The sequence below is a fragment of the Filomicrobium insigne genome (assembly GCF_900104305.1).
GTDB classification, from domain to species: domain Bacteria; phylum Pseudomonadota; class Alphaproteobacteria; order Rhizobiales; family Hyphomicrobiaceae; genus Filomicrobium; species Filomicrobium insigne.
This window is the reverse complement of sequence record NZ_FNJC01000002.1, coordinates 459,625-473,560: the sequence shown is the minus strand read 5'-3', so window position 1 is coordinate 473,560 and position 13,936 is coordinate 459,625. Positions and strand designations below refer to the sequence as shown.

General features: G+C 56.1%; 12 protein-coding genes and 1 other RNA gene. 8 read left to right on the top strand and 5 right to left on the bottom strand.

Translation table 11 applies throughout. The annotated features are described in order from the left end of the window. Positions 1-630: 630 nt before the first annotated feature. From fumC to ssrA, 3 genes are all read right to left on the bottom strand, one after another. On the bottom strand, positions 631-2,040 hold the full coding sequence (fumC, locus tag BLS30_RS08200; RefSeq protein WP_046479599.1) for a class II fumarate hydratase: 1,410 nt from the start codon (positions 2,038-2,040) through the stop codon (positions 631-633). 177 nt (positions 2,041-2,217) lie between these two features. Continuing rightward, on the bottom strand, positions 2,218-2,904 hold the full coding sequence (locus BLS30_RS08195; protein ID WP_090227977.1) for an SspB family protein: 687 nt from the start codon (positions 2,902-2,904) through the stop codon (positions 2,218-2,220). Positions 2,905-2,962: 58 nt separating this feature from the next. Continuing rightward, positions 2,963-3,354, bottom strand: a transfer-messenger RNA (tmRNA) gene (gene ssrA / locus BLS30_RS08190). A gap of 206 nt (positions 3,355-3,560) precedes the next feature. On the opposite strand from ssrA, the gene BLS30_RS08185 reads away from it, so the two are divergent. The 8 genes from BLS30_RS08185 to BLS30_RS08150 all read left to right on the top strand — a co-directional run bounded on the left by BLS30_RS08185 (position 3,561) and on the right by BLS30_RS08150 (position 10,850). After that, positions 3,561-4,301: a CPBP family intramembrane glutamic endopeptidase gene (locus BLS30_RS08185; RefSeq protein ID WP_052744075.1), complete on the top strand. Its 741-nt coding sequence runs from the start codon at positions 3,561-3,563 to the stop codon at positions 4,299-4,301. Positions 4,302-4,361: 60 nt separating this feature from the next. After that, the gene (locus BLS30_RS08180) at positions 4,362-5,156 is read left to right on the top strand and encodes a thymidylate synthase (protein WP_090227974.1); all 795 of its coding nucleotides are present in this window, start codon (positions 4,362-4,364) and stop codon (positions 5,154-5,156) included. A 51-nt stretch (positions 5,157-5,207) separates the two neighbouring features. Further along, positions 5,208-5,717 (top strand): dihydrofolate reductase, encoded by a 510-nt coding sequence (locus BLS30_RS08175; RefSeq protein WP_046480864.1) that lies wholly within the window; start codon positions 5,208-5,210, stop codon positions 5,715-5,717. A 249-nt stretch (positions 5,718-5,966) separates the two neighbouring features. Continuing rightward, positions 5,967-7,136 (top strand): FtsH protease activity modulator HflK, encoded by a 1,170-nt coding sequence (gene hflK / locus BLS30_RS08170; RefSeq protein WP_046479608.1) that lies wholly within the window; start codon positions 5,967-5,969, stop codon positions 7,134-7,136. Positions 7,137-7,141: 5 nt separating this feature from the next. After that, the gene (gene hflC, locus BLS30_RS08165; protein WP_046479613.1) at positions 7,142-8,083 is read left to right on the top strand and encodes a protease modulator HflC; all 942 of its coding nucleotides are present in this window, start codon (positions 7,142-7,144) and stop codon (positions 8,081-8,083) included. Positions 8,084-8,097: 14 nt separating this feature from the next. Next, positions 8,098-8,283, top strand: a complete 186-nt coding sequence (locus tag BLS30_RS08160) for a DUF2065 domain-containing protein (protein ID WP_090227972.1) — start codon at positions 8,098-8,100, stop codon at positions 8,281-8,283. A 203-nt stretch (positions 8,284-8,486) separates the two neighbouring features. After that, a complete protein-coding gene (locus tag BLS30_RS08155; protein ID WP_090227969.1) occupies positions 8,487-9,983 on the top strand; it encodes a Do family serine endopeptidase in 1,497 nt (498 codons plus the stop codon). Positions 9,984-10,136: 153 nt separating this feature from the next. Beyond that, positions 10,137-10,850 carry a phosphatidylserine decarboxylase gene (locus tag BLS30_RS08150; RefSeq protein ID WP_046479618.1) on the top strand — a complete coding sequence of 238 codons (714 nt, stop codon included), beginning with the start codon at positions 10,137-10,139 and terminating at the stop codon, positions 10,848-10,850. A 43-nt stretch (positions 10,851-10,893) separates the two neighbouring features. On the opposite strand, the gene BLS30_RS08145 is transcribed toward BLS30_RS08150, so the two are convergent. Together BLS30_RS08145 and BLS30_RS08140 are read right to left on the bottom strand one after the other, a co-directional pair. After that, positions 10,894-12,873 (bottom strand): ATP-binding protein, encoded by a 1,980-nt coding sequence (locus BLS30_RS08145; RefSeq protein WP_046479622.1) that lies wholly within the window; start codon positions 12,871-12,873, stop codon positions 10,894-10,896. 46 nt (positions 12,874-12,919) lie between these two features. Then, on the bottom strand, positions 12,920-13,780 hold the full coding sequence (locus BLS30_RS08140) for a sensor histidine kinase (RefSeq protein ID WP_244512393.1): 861 nt from the start codon (positions 13,778-13,780) through the stop codon (positions 12,920-12,922). Positions 13,781-13,936 lie beyond the last annotated feature (156 nt).

Genomic DNA, 13,936 nt, shown 5'->3' with positions numbered 1-13,936 from the left:
GGCATTGAGGCTGGGACGGACGTATCTAGTATTTTATAACCCGGCTTCGACGATAGAGGCTTGATCGTCCGGTTTGCCAGAGATCTACGTCAGTTCAATGCGTGCAAAAGGCGAAAGCCAACATAATTTCTGGCAATTTGCGCTGAGATTGTTGGGGCGATGGCTCAGAGAGCGAAACGCAACACATCAGTTTGCTGCGCCATCGCATATCCTACAACTCAGATCGAAATGCTGATCGCGATCACGACGGCGATGGAGAGAAAGAAACCTAACCAGGACAGTGTCTGGGTTGTGGTCATTGCGCGTTCCTCCGGTCTGGCTCATTTTGTGTTTGCAAACTGTAGCCAGCGCGCATGCTCATCCTAACCAAGAAGTTCTGCTGTGCTTATTCCTCCGCGTGCATAAGGCGACAGGTTAATTCGCTAGTGCGAAATAACTTTCCGAGACGTGTCGCTGAATTACTTGGCTTCTTCCAAAATTTATCGAGCGGTGATGCTGCATTTGCGAAGTGGTCTGTGTGGAATAGTATATTTTTTGGTGCAACGCCGCGTATGTCCGCAAATTAGATAATGGTTTGGGTGCCTATCCGTAGGGGCCCCCTGTCATGGGCGGCCCCTAGGCTCCTAAGGCTCACTTTGGGCCGATCATCTTGGACGGGTCGACAATTTCGTCGAATTCGGCATCCGTCACATAGCCGCCGCCGACTGCTTCCTCACGTAACGTGGTGCCGTTTTTGTGCGCCGTCTTGGCAATCTTTGCTGCGTTGTCGTAGCCGATCTTGGGCGCCAAGGCGGTGACGAGCATGAGCGAGCGCTCGAGGCCGGCCTTGATGTTATCTTCGCGCGGCGTGATGCCAACCACGCAGTTTTCCGTGAACGATACGGTGGCATCGGCCATGAGACGTACCGATTGCAGGAAATTGTAAGCCATCACCGGATTATAGACGTTCAATTCGAAGTGGCCTTGGCTGCCTGCGAACGTGATTGCGGCGTTGTTGCCGAAGATCTGCACGCAGACTTGGGTCATGGCCTCGCACTGCGTGGGATTGACCTTGCCCGGCATGATGGATGAGCCCGGCTCATTCTCCGGGAGCGACAGTTCGCCCAGACCGGAGCGCGGACCACTACCGAGGAAGCGAATGTCGTTGGCGATCTTAAAGAGTGAGGCGGCGACGGTGTTGATGGCGCCGTGACTGAAGACCATCGCGTCGTGCGCGGCTAGGGCTTCAAACTTATTGGGCGCGGTTGTAAACGGCATCTGGGTGATTGCCGCAATCTTTTCCGCAACCATTTCGGCAAAACCGATGGGGGCATTGAGCCCCGTACCGACGGCGGTGCCGCCTTGAGCCAGTTCCATGAGGCGCGGGAGCGTCATTTCAATGCGTTGGATACCGTTTTCTATTTGTTGTGCGTAGCCGGAGAACTCCTGACCAAGAGTGAGAGGCGTTGCGTCCTGCGTGTGGGTGCGGCCGATCTTGATAAGTGACTTCCAGGCCTGCGCTTTGTCGTTCAGCGCATTGCGCAACTGTTGGAGCGCGGGCAGCAAGCGATGCTGGATTTCTTCGGCACATGCGATGTGCATGGCTGTCGGGAACGTATCGTTCGACGACTGGCTCATGTTGCAATGATCGTTGGGATGGACTGGGGACTTCGTGCCCATCTCGCCACCCAGCATCTCAATCGCGCGATTGGAGATCACTTCGTTGGCGTTCATGTTGGACTGAGTGCCCGAACCCGTTTGCCAAACGACCAATGGGAAGTGCTCGTCCAGCTTGCCTTCGATCACTTCCTGGGCCGCGTTGACGATGGCTTTGCCGACGTCCGGCTTAAGGCGTCCCAACTCCACATTCGCTTCGGCGCAGGCGCGCTTAACAATGCCAAGAGCGCGAACGATGGGCGCCGGCTGCTTCTCCCAGCCAATCTTGAAGTTGCCGAGTGATCGCTGGGCTTGTGCGCCCCAGTATTTGTCGCCAGGAACTTCAATGGCGCCGAATGTATCTGTTTCGGTGCGGGGCGTTGCCTTGGGGGCTGTGGCGGTCATGGGCGGCTCACTGCTGGTTTCGTTCGTCGGAAAGAGTTGTTTGCAAGCGCATTTATACTGGGACGCACGAGATGCGCCACCTCAGGCGGTCCCCGCCGTTGGTATTATGCCAGACAGGACAAATCCGGCCGCGGCGGGTGGTGCCACGGAGCCGAACATGTTTAGGGGTAAGCTGGCTTATTTTTTGCGGAAAGCGTCGAGGCTTACGATTTCAGCGCCGACAGTCGCAGGCAGTTCTGCTTCTTCTTCATTCGCCTCGGCTTCGAGGCCGTCTGATTGCTCTGCGTTACCGTTCAATGCGCGTTCTTGGGCCGGCGCGTGCTTTTTCACGACATCAGCAGCCGGTTCTTTTGCGTTGTCATCGCGGCGGCGGTTGTGCGAACGCCGATTGGCGGCATTTGCAAGCGATGTCGGCTCGGCGTGCTCGGGATCTGAATCGCCGTTGAGGCTGGAATAGTTCGACTCCAGCGAGCTTACCGATTGGTCCACGCTGTCCGCAGTGAAATCCGGTTCCTCGAACTGCAGACCGTAGCGCACACTCGGGTCGAAGAAGACTTTGATGGCTGAGAAGGGCACGACGAGGCGCTCGGGAATGCCATCAAACGTGAGCTTCACTTCGAAGCGGTCGTCCGAAACGTTCAAGTCCCAGAAGCGGTGCTGGAGAACGATCGTCATTTCGCTGGGATATTTCTCCTTCAGCCTCTTAGAGAGAGCGACACCGGCGGCTTGTGTCTCGAAGGAGATGTAGAAGTGATGATCGCCCGGCAAGCCGAATTTTGCCGCCTTTTGCAGAACGGTGCGCACGACGCCGCGCATGGCTTCCTGCGCCAGGGTCTCGTAGTCGATCGTTTGCTCGGTCGTCATCTCGTCTCGCGCAACCTTATTATTTTGCGCCCCGCTCGCCAAAGGTGCGCCAAGAATTAGTGGAGGGCTTCTGTTGCCCGGTGCCCTCCGATACCGCGCCTTACCCAGCTAGGATAAGGACTTCAAGTTCAGGCTTTTGGCACTGCATTACGCAGCGACAGCGGCCTCAGCATAGTTGTCATTTGCAACTATTATGATCGGCCCGATAACGGCGGAACCATGCCGAGCAAAAGCTAAGCCCTTTACACCTTCGTCGATCCTATTTCGCCCCCATCAGATACCCACGCACACGCGGCCAAACGGCTCTTTCGCATTTTGCGCGTGGGCATGTGGTGGAGGCGCCGGGTACCGCCCCCGGGTCCGAACGGCTTATTACGACCGCGTTTATCGCCATAGCTGGATCGCTCCAGCGATTTGAATATATGACGGCTGCAAGTGAAAAAAAAGTGTCGTTGCAAGGCAGGACCGCTACACAGGCGATAGTTCGTGTGAGCGAATGCTTCAGGGTGACATTTCTGCCTTCGCTTTATCCTCAGAATTCAGCGTCCGGTATTATGATTCGCCGGGTCTTCACGGATCCATAAAGCTTGTCCGTTTTAGCCCGTTATCTGGGCGTCCTAAGGGATAACGGATAGGTAGAAGAAGGGTTTCAGGGCATGCCTCTCGCATATTTGGCGCGCGCCTTTCCATATACACCGGCCTATCACGCGCGCACCGGGTGGGGCCCAGTTCTGGCGGTATTGGCCACGTTCGTGATCTTCATTGGTGCTGCAGCGGCGGGGTTTGGCATTCTTGTGCTGGCCAATGAAGGCCAACCTGATTCGCAAGGCCGATCGCTCTGGGTCGAGCTTCTGGTACAGCTTCTTATTATAGGGCTTACGGTTCTCGCTGCCGGCTTCTTCGGGGGGCGGCGCGCCGATGTTCTAGCGTTGCGCCAGCCTGCGGGAGGGTGGCGAGATGTCGCGAACGGCCTCGCGTTCATAGCGGGTGTCACGCTTGTCTATACTTTGCTGACTTTTCTTATTTTTCCTGACGACCTGGTCGGCGATCTCCGACCGTTGTGGGAAATCATGCAGTCCCCGTGGGGGTGGGCATTAGCGCTGGTCGCCGTGATTGGCGCTCCCCTCTCGGAAGAACTGTTGTTTCGGGGGTTCCTTCAGTCGGCGCTGGCGAAATCGCGGTTGGGATTTGTGAATGCGGCGGTGATTACGACGGTCGCCTGGACGGGACTGCACGCGGGCTATTCGCTGGCTGGTCTGGGAGAAGTGTTTCTCGTCGGACTCGTGCTGAGCTGGCTCCTGTGGCAGACGGGGAGCCTATGGGTGCCGATCATTTGCCACGGCGTCTATAATGGTGTGATCATCTCCTATCTCGCGGCGTTTCCCGTGCCCGCGTAGAGATTGATCGAAACCGATGGACCGATGTGGTCCTACTGGGAATCGGGCTAGGCTGACTTCATGCAGAATTATCTCGATTTGCTGGCGCGTGTGCTCCAGCACGGCACGCGGAAAACCGATCGTACTGGAACTGGCACGTTAAGCGTGTTCGGACACCAGATGCGTTTCGATCTCTCCGAGGGTTTTCCGTTGGTGACGACCAAAAAGCTGCACGTGAGGTCGATCATCCATGAGTTGTTGTGGTTCTTAACCGGCGACACGAACGTCAAATACCTGCGCGAGCATGGCGTAACCATCTGGGATGAATGGGCTGACGAAAACGGCGAGCTCGGCCCGGTCTATGGTAAGCAGTGGCGTTCATGGGCGACGCTCGATGGGCGTGCGGTCGATCAAATCAGCGATGTTGTCGATCAGATCCGGACCAATCCCGACAGTCGCCGGTTGATTGTGTCGGCATGGAATCCAGCGGACGTCCCGGATATGGCTTTGGCGCCGTGCCATTGCCTCTTTCAGTTCTATGTCGCGGATGGACGCTTATCCTGTCAGCTTTATCAGCGTTCGGCGGATATTTTCCTGGGGGTTCCGTTCAATATCGCGTCTTATGCTTTGCTGACTATGATGATGGCGCAAGTCACAGAGCTGCAGCCTGGTGACTTCGTTCACACGCTGGGAGATGCGCATCTTTATCTGAACCATCTGGAACAGGCTGATCAACAATTGGCTCGCAGACCGCGGCCTCTTCCGCAAATGTGGATCAATCCCGACGTCGGAGACATTTTTGATTTCACGTATGAAGACTTCGAGATCCAGGGCTACGATCCGCATCCGCATATCAAGGCCGACGTAGCGGTTTAGCCGCATCGCGTGTCAGACACGCCCATCGGGGCTGAATTGCCAGAGGAGTTCATGGTAAAAGTCGCATTTGTTGTTGCCGTGGCGGAGAACGGTGTCATTGGCCGCGATGGGGAACTGCCCTGGCGTCTTTCTTCCGATCTGAAGCTGTTTCGTCGTTTGACGATGGGTAAGCCCATCGTCATGGGGCGCCGGACGTGGGATTCCCTACCGAAACGGCCCTTGGATGGACGCGACAATATCGTTGTAACCCGCAGCGCTGATTTTAAGGCTGATGGCGCATATGTCGTTACCAATGTTGACGCAGCGCTTGCTCTCGCGCGAGAGTTGGCGGAGGCGCGCGGCGCAGACGAGGTTGCAGTCATCGGAGGTGCGCAGATTTATAAGGATACGTTGGATCATGCGGACAGAATCTACTGGACGCAGGTGCACGGGACGCCAGAAGGCGACACAATATTTCCTCCGCTCGATGCTGAAATATGGCGAGAGGTTGGCCGGGAGCCCATTCCCAGGACCGAGCGGGATCAGTACGCAGCAACCTTAAAAATTATGGATCGGATCTAATTGCTGCCTCTGCAACCGTATTTTTTGACTGTTTGCATGGATTTAGGTCGCAATATCGTCTTGACGGCAGCGTCTGCATCACCAAATTCGAAGCGGTTGTTTGCGCGCGCAGGGTTCGATGCCCTATAAGCGGGCGGACAATATTTTTTGATCCGATGTCCGCACGGATCATGAACTTCTCACGTGGTGCTGCCATCGCTATGCGAAATTGGCGCCCATGCCTTCCAACAGACATGAGGCTTAAGACGTATGCCCTGGAATAATCAAAATGGCGGCGGCGGTGGTTGGAAGAGCGGAGGCGGCCCCTGGGGACAAGGTCCTGGAGGCGGCGGTCAGCATGGTCCAGGCGGCGGCGGTCAGCAGCCAGATCTGGAAGAAATGCTCAAGCGCGGCCAAGACCGGATGAAGCAAGTCATGCATTCAGGTGGGGTGCCTGGACCGCTCTTGTTGCTTATTGCGGCGATTGCCGCTGCGTTCGTTGGTTTCTTTGCTTTCACGTTCACGGTGCGGCCAGACGAACTCGGCGTCGTTTTGCGCTTCGGTCAGTTCAATCGTCAGGAAGGCCCAGGTCTGCATTTCCGTCTGCCTTATCCGCTTGAGGAAGTGATGTTGCCCAAGGTGACACGTGAGAACTCCATTGAGATCGGTATGCGCTCAGTAAGTAGCATGCGCGGGGTCGCTAAGCGGGACGTCACCGAAGAAAGCCTGATGCTTACGGGCGACGAGAACATTGTTGACGTGGATTTCGTGGTGTTCTGGCGCATTAAGGCAGAGGACAAGGATCCGAACACGGGACAGACAGGCGCCGAGCAATATCTTTTCAACCTGCAATTCCCGGATGAGACGGTGAAAGAGGTTGCCGAGGCAGCGATGCGCGAGGTTGTCGGCAAGAGTGATATTCAGCCGATCCTGACAGGTGCACGTCAGAAAACCGAAGATGACGTGCGCGTGCTTATGCAGAAGACGCTGGATAGCTATGGTTCCGGTATTCGTGTGACGCGCGTTCAGCTCCAGAAAGTGGATCCGCCGCTGAAGGTCATCGACGCGTTCCGTGACGTCCAGGCGGCTAAAGCTGACAACGAACGCATTCAGAACGAAGCTTTCGGGTACGCAAACAAGGTTGTGCCTGAGGCGCGTGGTCAGGCTGAGCGTATTCTCCAGGCTGCGGAAGGTTACAAGCAGCAGGCTGTTCAGGAAGCCACTGGTCAGGCTGCACGCTTTGAAAAAGTCTACGAGGAATATCGCAAGGCTCCCGACGTGACACGCAGGCGCTTGTTCTTGGAAACCATGGAACGGGTCTACCAAGGTACGGATAAAATCATCATGGATTCAAAGGGCAACACTTCTGGAGTGGTCCCCTACCTGCCACTTGAACCGCTGCGCCAACGCGCCGGTACTGCAGCTAAGGGGAGCGAATAACGCCAATGCGCACGCTATTAGCCATTCTGATCATTCTGGCAGGTCTCAGCGCGGCCGTCGTTTACCTGTCGGCATTTATCGTACGGCAGACCGAGCAGGCGATCGTTCTCGAGTTCGGTAAGCCAGTAAACGTGATCAATGAGTTTGAGGTTGGCCCGGATGGTCAGCCAGTGAACGACGCGGGCCTGTATTGGAAAATTCCGGTCGTCCAGACGGTGGAGTTCTACGATAAGCGTATCCTCGACCTTGAGGCGGAGCCGTTGGAAGTTATCGCTTCGGACCAGAAGCGTCTTGTCGTTGATGCTTTTGCGCGTTTTCGAATCATCAATCCGCTGCTGTTCTACCAAACGGTGCGGGACGAGCGGATTGCACGGCAACGCCTCAGCAACGTGATCGAGTCCTCGCTGCGTAATACGCTCGGTAACGCGACATTCCAGGAGCTTGTCCGCGATAAGCGCGAAGAGCTCATGACGTCGATTCTGGAGCGTGTGAATCGCGAGGCTAAGGACCTCGGCATCAGCGTCGTGGATGTGCGCATTAAGCGTGCCGATCTGCCAGAAGCGAACTCGGAAGCCGTCTATCGGCGCATGCAGACCGAACGCCAGCGCGAGGCGACGGAAATTCGATCGGAAGGTAATGCCGCTGCGAACCGCATTCGGGCGACGGCTGATCGTGAAGCAACGGTGATTCTGGCTGAAGCGACGAAAAAGGCCGAGATCACTCGAGGTGAAGGCGATGCCGAGCGGAACAGAATTTTTGCGGAAGCTTACGGCAGAGACGAAGACTTCTTCGGCTTCTATCGATCGATGCAGGCTTACGAGAAGGGTATGTCGCCGGGTGATACACGTATGTTGATTTCGCCCGACTCGCAGTTCTTCGAATATTTCAACAACCCACAAGGGGCGCAGCCAAGTGGGCCGGCGTCGAGATCGCCTGCTCCGCAATAAGTGCGTTTTGAAATATGACGGACCTTGCTGTCGCGATAGGCCTTGTCCTCGTCATCGAAGGGCTATTGTGGGCAGTCGCTCCTGGGGTTGCACTGTCGATGCTCAGCCGGGCTGCCCAGACGCCGGAGAAGTCGTTGCGTCTGGCTGGCTGGGTGGCGGTTGCCATTGGTTTTGCCATTGTTTGGCTGATCCGGGGATGAGTTCGTTCTAACCATATCTTGACGCCGCCACGGAAGGTTTCGTGGCGGCGTTTCTCGTTTCAGGCCAAGAGTGAATTCTCCGGATTGACAGGGTCGCTAGGTTAGCCAAACCTTCTTTTGGTCCAGTGGCAGAGTGAACAATATCCGCAGAGCTGTACTCCGCCACTTGCGCTTGGGGCCGCTAACCTGGGAGTGTCAACCGTATGCGAGGTTTTGGTTTTTGTTCGCCCTTGCGTGGTTTGATGGTTCTTGCCGTCTTTATCGCGGCCCTATCTGTCCTTGCCGCTGATGGGGCAAGGCGAGGAGCGATAGCTCAGAATGGTCCAAAGAGCGTTGCGCCTATTGCGGGCCGCCTGATTGATGCAGTCGTAAACATTTCCACCAGCCAGCATGCAAAGGGACCTCGTGGCGTGCCGCTGCCAAAGGTACCTAAGGGCTCGCCGTTCGAAGAGTTTTTTGACGATTTTTTCAATCAGCCAGGTGCTGACGAAGGGATCGAACGACGCGTTTCGTCCCTTGGTTCGGGATTCGTCGTGGACGGTAAGGAAGGTCTTGTCGTCACGAACAATCACGTGATTGCGGATGCGGACGAGATCTATGTAAACTTCGCCAATGGGTCGAAGTTGAAGGTCGAGAAGATCGTTGGCAAGGATACCCAAACGGATTTGGCGTTGCTCAAAGTCAATCCGAAAACGCCACTGAAAGATGTGAAGTTTGGGTCATCTGAGACGCTTCAGGTCGGTGATTGGGTGATGGCGATCGGGAACCCCTTTGGTTTGGGCGGTTCGGTCACCGTGGGAATCATTTCAGCCAAGGAGCGGGACATAAATTCCGGCCCATATGATGATTACCTGCAGACTGACGCAGCCATAAATAAAGGAAACTCGGGCGGCCCTCTGTTCAACATGGATGGTGAAGTCATCGGAGTGAACACGGCTATTATCTCTCCGACCGGCGGATCCATTGGTATTGGCTTTGCCGTACCCTCAGATACGGCTCTGAATGTTATTGAGCAGCTCAAGCTGTATGGTGTGACACGGCGAGGTTGGCTCGGCGTGCGTATCCAAACCGTGGCTGACGAAATTGCGGAGGACCTGGGCGTTCCGCCCAATAAAGGCGCGCTCATTGCAGCCGTTGAGCCGGATAGCCCAGCTGCGGTGGCGGGCCTCCAAGCGCGAGATGTGATTGTGTCGTTCGATGGCAAAGACGTTTCGACGATGCGCGGGCTTCCACGGATCGTAGCGCAGACGCGGATTGGGAAGACTGTTCCGGTCGAGATATGGCGGCAAGGCAAGGCCATGTCGCTTTCGGTCAAGGTGGGGCAGCTTGCGGAGGAAACCGGAGACGCAGGCATCCTTCCGTCAGGTGATGAGCCAAGTGCCGAGGATGGGGAAACCGGGCCGATTCTGGGTATGACGCTGAGCGAACTTACTGACGACCTTCGCTCCAAATATAGCGTCGATGCCCATGTCGATGGCGTGATCGTCACGGAGGTTGCGCCAGAAAGCGTGGCGGCGGGCAAAAACATCAAACCTGGTGATGTCATCGTTGAGGCCGGCCAAGAACAAGTGCGCACGCCGCGGGAAGTTGCCGAAAGTGTTGAGCGTGTTCAGGCGAGCGGCCGGCAGGCGTTGTTGCTACGTATCGAAGGTAAACGTGGTGAGGTGCGGTTCGAGGCCCTTCCGATCAAGTCGCGCTAACGTTTTATCTGTGGCGCGCGGGAGAACTCACGTGACAAGGTTCAGGTTTGAAAGCCGGCGGATCCGCAAACGGATTGTCGGTTTTCGAATTGAATAGCGTTTCAGCTTTCCAACGGGTATGCGGGTTGTGATTACCTGAGAGGAGTTTGCCACGTGCGCGAGCAATCGAGCTTTTTGGAAAGTTTGGCAGGTCATTTCGTTCCGGTTCATCGCGACGGACATAAGTTTATCGCTGTCGCGGCAATCCTGGCTCTGATCCTGTTTTTCATTTGGTCGCCGCTTGGCTGGTTGGCGGTGCTTGCCACGATTTTCATCGCCTATTTTTTTCGAGACCCTGACCGCGTGACGCCGCTCCGTGATGGTTTTGTCGTTGCGGCTGCAGACGGCATGATCGCTTCGATCGAAAAGGTTCGCCCGCCACCTGAGCTTGCGCTTGGTGATCGTGAGCGTGTGCGGATCGAGACACACCTTTCGCCGTTCGACGTGCACATCAACCGGGTGCCCGTGGCCGGACGCGTGAAGCGTTCCGTTTATATTCCCGGTGCATTCGTCAACATCACTTCCGATAAGGCAAGCGAGGACAACGAACGCCGCGCTCTGGTCATCGAGATGCCAACCGGAGATGAAATCGCGGTCGTGCAAATCGCGGGGATGGTTTCTCGGCGCATCATTACGTTTGCTCATGAGGGCGACAGTGTCGGGGTCGGGCAGCGATTTGGACTGATCCGCTTCGGATCTCGCGTCGACGTTTATCTGCCCCCGGGAAAATCTACGATGGTTGCGGTTGGCCAGAGGTCGATCGCAGGCGAAACGCTGCTCGCCGATTTGAGCTCGGATGCGCCAGCCATGGAAGCTCGGCGGAGCTGAAACCGCCAAGCTTATCGTAGCTTTGAATTAGATCTCGCAAGCTTCAACGCTGTGGGCGTTGCATAAGGCGTTCACGCAATGACTTCAGGGCTGCGCTCGTGGCGGGCGGGGCATTGGCGCGCTGTGGTTGGGGGACTGCGCGGAGCTGTGGGGGTGACGTCTGCTCCGGCGGCCGCAGAGGCTTGGCGGTGCTCGCCGGGGCCGGTTGCGCGAAGCGTGGTGCGTAAGGGGCGTGCTCGGGCAGTTCGTGGATGTTTTCGAGCGCTGGAAGGACTTCGTCGAGATTGTCGGTGCTGGTCGATGCGTATGAGGGGGACGTTGCCGACCTGTCATCCATGTCGGAAACAGCTAGACTTTCAGCAAACAATTCGTGGGTTGTCGCGGTTACTTGGCCGCTGCCCAATGAGCGCCAGCGCTCTACGATGTGCTCTAGAAGTTTCTGATCTCCGATAGATTGCTGCCAGCAGTGGGTAAACCGCGCGGCGGCTGAGCGTGGCAGACAATCTTCTGGCAGCTCATCAAAATGGATACGTACGGGGAGCGACACACCATCGCCAAATGCGATTGCTTCGCGCTGCCCCAACGCGGGTAGAAATTCGAGAAGGCCTGAACCGGGATCGGAAACTGCGGCCTTCACGATATTCTGGTCTCTATCATTGGACATGCGCAACGCGAACACGGTGTTGCACTGAGAGAGGATCGTGGGATCGATCTCGGCGGGGCGCTGAGTGACGATGCAGAGAGAGGCTCCGTACTTGCGTCCTTCCTTGGCAATGCGGGCGATGGCGCGTTTGCACGGTTCGAAGCCGAGGTCGGTGTTTGCGGGAATGTATCGATGTGCTTCTTCGCATACGAGTGTCACGGGGACTTGGCCTTCACCCCAGAGTGCGAAGTCGAACGTCATACGGCAGATGACGGAAACGACCACGTTTATGATTTCGGTCGGAAGGCCCGTGAGTTCCAGAATTGTAATCGGCTTGTTGTCTACCGGTACACGGAAAATACGACCAAGGATTTGCGCCATTCCGTCATAGACGGTGACTGATCCGAACATGAAGGCATAGCGGACATCGGAGGATATGCTCTCAATGTGTGCTCTGAGCTGACGATAGGGCGCAAGATCCCGCTTGTTCTCGAGTTTACCCATGCGTTCGTCGATCAGACTTACGAGGTCCGAAATACGATAAGGAACGGGTGAGTCGATTGTGTAGCGGCTGGGATCAATCGATGGGCGTCGTAGCCGTTGGTTCACCGCGTCCGGGCTTCGGCCGATGCCGTAACGTGCTTTCGCGAGTGGGATCAGTTCCTGAAGGATTTCGATTTCTGCTTTGCGTGTAACGTCACCAATCAGAACTTCGACTGCTTCCTCGAATGTCAGAAGCCAAAATGGAAGTTGCAGATTTCTTGGAGAAATGACCTCGGCCCGGCCCTGGAACGCGCTCGCGTATTCGTTGTGTGGGTCGAGCAGCACAATATGGGCGGCGGGATGTTTGTCGAGAATTGCGCGCAGGATGAGTGCTGTGCCGCAAGATTTTCCGGTACCTGTCGTGCCGAGGATCGCAAAGTGCTTTCCGAGCAAATCATCGACCTTAATGATAGCCGGAATCGTGCTGTCCTGGCGGAGCGTGCCGACGCGAACGCTGTCTGAATCGAAGCCGTAAAATGCGAGCTGCAACTCACTCTTTGCGGCAACGCGAACGCGATCACCAAGTGCAGGGTAGCTCGTAACACCACGATTGAACCTCGTCTCGCTATGGCGATCTCTGGAGAGCTCTCCAACGAGGTTGAGTTCAGCGATCCAAATCTCGCCTTCGCCGTCCCGTTGTGCAGGGACGGGCACACTTAATGCGGATACGATGGCGAGCACGATCGTATTCGAGGTGTCGATAGCTAGCAATGTGCCCATTTCGGGCCGATTGCCGGCCATAGCTGGGCTGCCTTCGGCCGGAGGATCGAGCATAAGGATCGCCTTGCCACCGGTAACGGATACGATGCGTCCAATGGAGCTGTCGCCGTTCAGCATTTTAGATGCTCCGCGTTTTTGTTCAGACCGGGCGTCATTGTTCCGGTCACCGGCTCGAAGGGTCGGGGCCCGACATAAAAGTGCCGAGGGCGGCGCCGCGTCCCTGAGTTATGGAAACGTGATGAGGTGAGGGGAGGTGCACCGAGACCTGGGTGCCGCGCTCCTTCTCGCTTTCAATTTGCAGTTGGCCACCGTGGAGTTCTGTTAGCGCCTTGGCGATCGTGAGGCCGAGGCCGGTTCCTTCTTGCCAGCGTGCTCGTGATCCATCGACCTGACCAAAGGGGGTCAGCGCTACGGAAAGTTCTTCTGCACTCATGCCGACGCCCGTGTCCCGGACAAGGACTGTTACGCTCTGGTCAGGATTGCGCAGTGCTTCAATAACAACCGTGCCACCGGGCGGCGTGAACTTGATGGCGTTGGAGATGATGTTGTTAAAGATCTGCGCGAGCTTGTTTTCTTCCCCGCGGATCGTAGTCAGGCTCGGGGGGGACAGGAACACGAGCGTGATGTTCTTGCTATCGCCCAGCCGTTTTGCCGACTTTGCGCATTCCTCGAGTACAGCAGCGAGATCAATTTCGTGCTCATTGAGTGCGTACTTGCCACTCTGCATTTTCGAAATGTCGAGAATGTCGTTGATGACAGATAGCAAATGCACGGCGGCGTCATGGATCAGTGACGCGTACTCGGCGACATTCTCATCGCTCAGTTTGCTTCGGTTATTCTCAGCTAGGATTTTGGAGAAACCGATTACGGTGTTGAGTGGCGTGCGCAGCTCGTGGCTCATATTCGAGATGAACTCGGATTTGACCTTATTCGCCAGCTCAGTCTCGATACGCGCCGAGTGTTCGGCCACACGCGTTCTATGCCGTAATACCGCATCACCAAGCAATGATGCGTATTCAGACATTAATGACTTCGTATTCTGATTGTTAAACGAGCCGTTGAGCATGTTCTGGTTTGTCTCGATCGGAATGAACCGTCATGAACTCTAGGTATTAACCGATAACTACGGGTTAACAGTTTCGCGGCGGCAAGATCTTCTTTGGATGCCAGATATTGTGCT

What these genes read in the sequence shown, in the direction of transcription:
- hflC (WP_046479613.1), top strand. Translation starts at nt 7,142, where the DNA reads ATGCGCACGCTATTAGCCATTCTGATCATTCTGGCAGGTCTCAGCGCG.
- hflK (WP_046479608.1), top strand. Translation starts at nt 5,967, where the DNA reads ATGCCCTGGAATAATCAAAATGGCGGCGGCGGTGGTTGGAAGAGCGGA.
- BLS30_RS08175 (WP_046480864.1), top strand. Translation starts at nt 5,208, where the DNA reads ATGGTAAAAGTCGCATTTGTTGTTGCCGTGGCGGAGAACGGTGTCATT.
- BLS30_RS08145 (WP_046479622.1), bottom strand. Translation starts at nt 12,873, where the DNA reads ATGCTGAACGGCGACAGCTCCATTGGACGCATCGTATCCGTTACCGGT.
- BLS30_RS08160 (WP_090227972.1), top strand. Translation starts at nt 8,098, where the DNA reads ATGACGGACCTTGCTGTCGCGATAGGCCTTGTCCTCGTCATCGAAGGG.
- BLS30_RS08195 (WP_090227977.1), bottom strand. Translation starts at nt 2,904, where the DNA reads ATGACGACCGAGCAAACGATCGACTACGAGACCCTGGCGCAGGAAGCC.
- BLS30_RS08155 (WP_090227969.1), top strand. Translation starts at nt 8,487, where the DNA reads ATGCGAGGTTTTGGTTTTTGTTCGCCCTTGCGTGGTTTGATGGTTCTT.
- BLS30_RS08180 (WP_090227974.1), top strand. Translation starts at nt 4,362, where the DNA reads ATGCAGAATTATCTCGATTTGCTGGCGCGTGTGCTCCAGCACGGCACG.
- BLS30_RS08185 (WP_052744075.1), top strand. Translation starts at nt 3,561, where the DNA reads ATGCCTCTCGCATATTTGGCGCGCGCCTTTCCATATACACCGGCCTAT.
- fumC (WP_046479599.1), bottom strand. Translation starts at nt 2,040, where the DNA reads ATGACCGCCACAGCCCCCAAGGCAACGCCCCGCACCGAAACAGATACA.
- BLS30_RS08140 (WP_244512393.1), bottom strand. Translation starts at nt 13,780, where the DNA reads ATGTCTGAATACGCATCATTGCTTGGTGATGCGGTATTACGGCATAGA.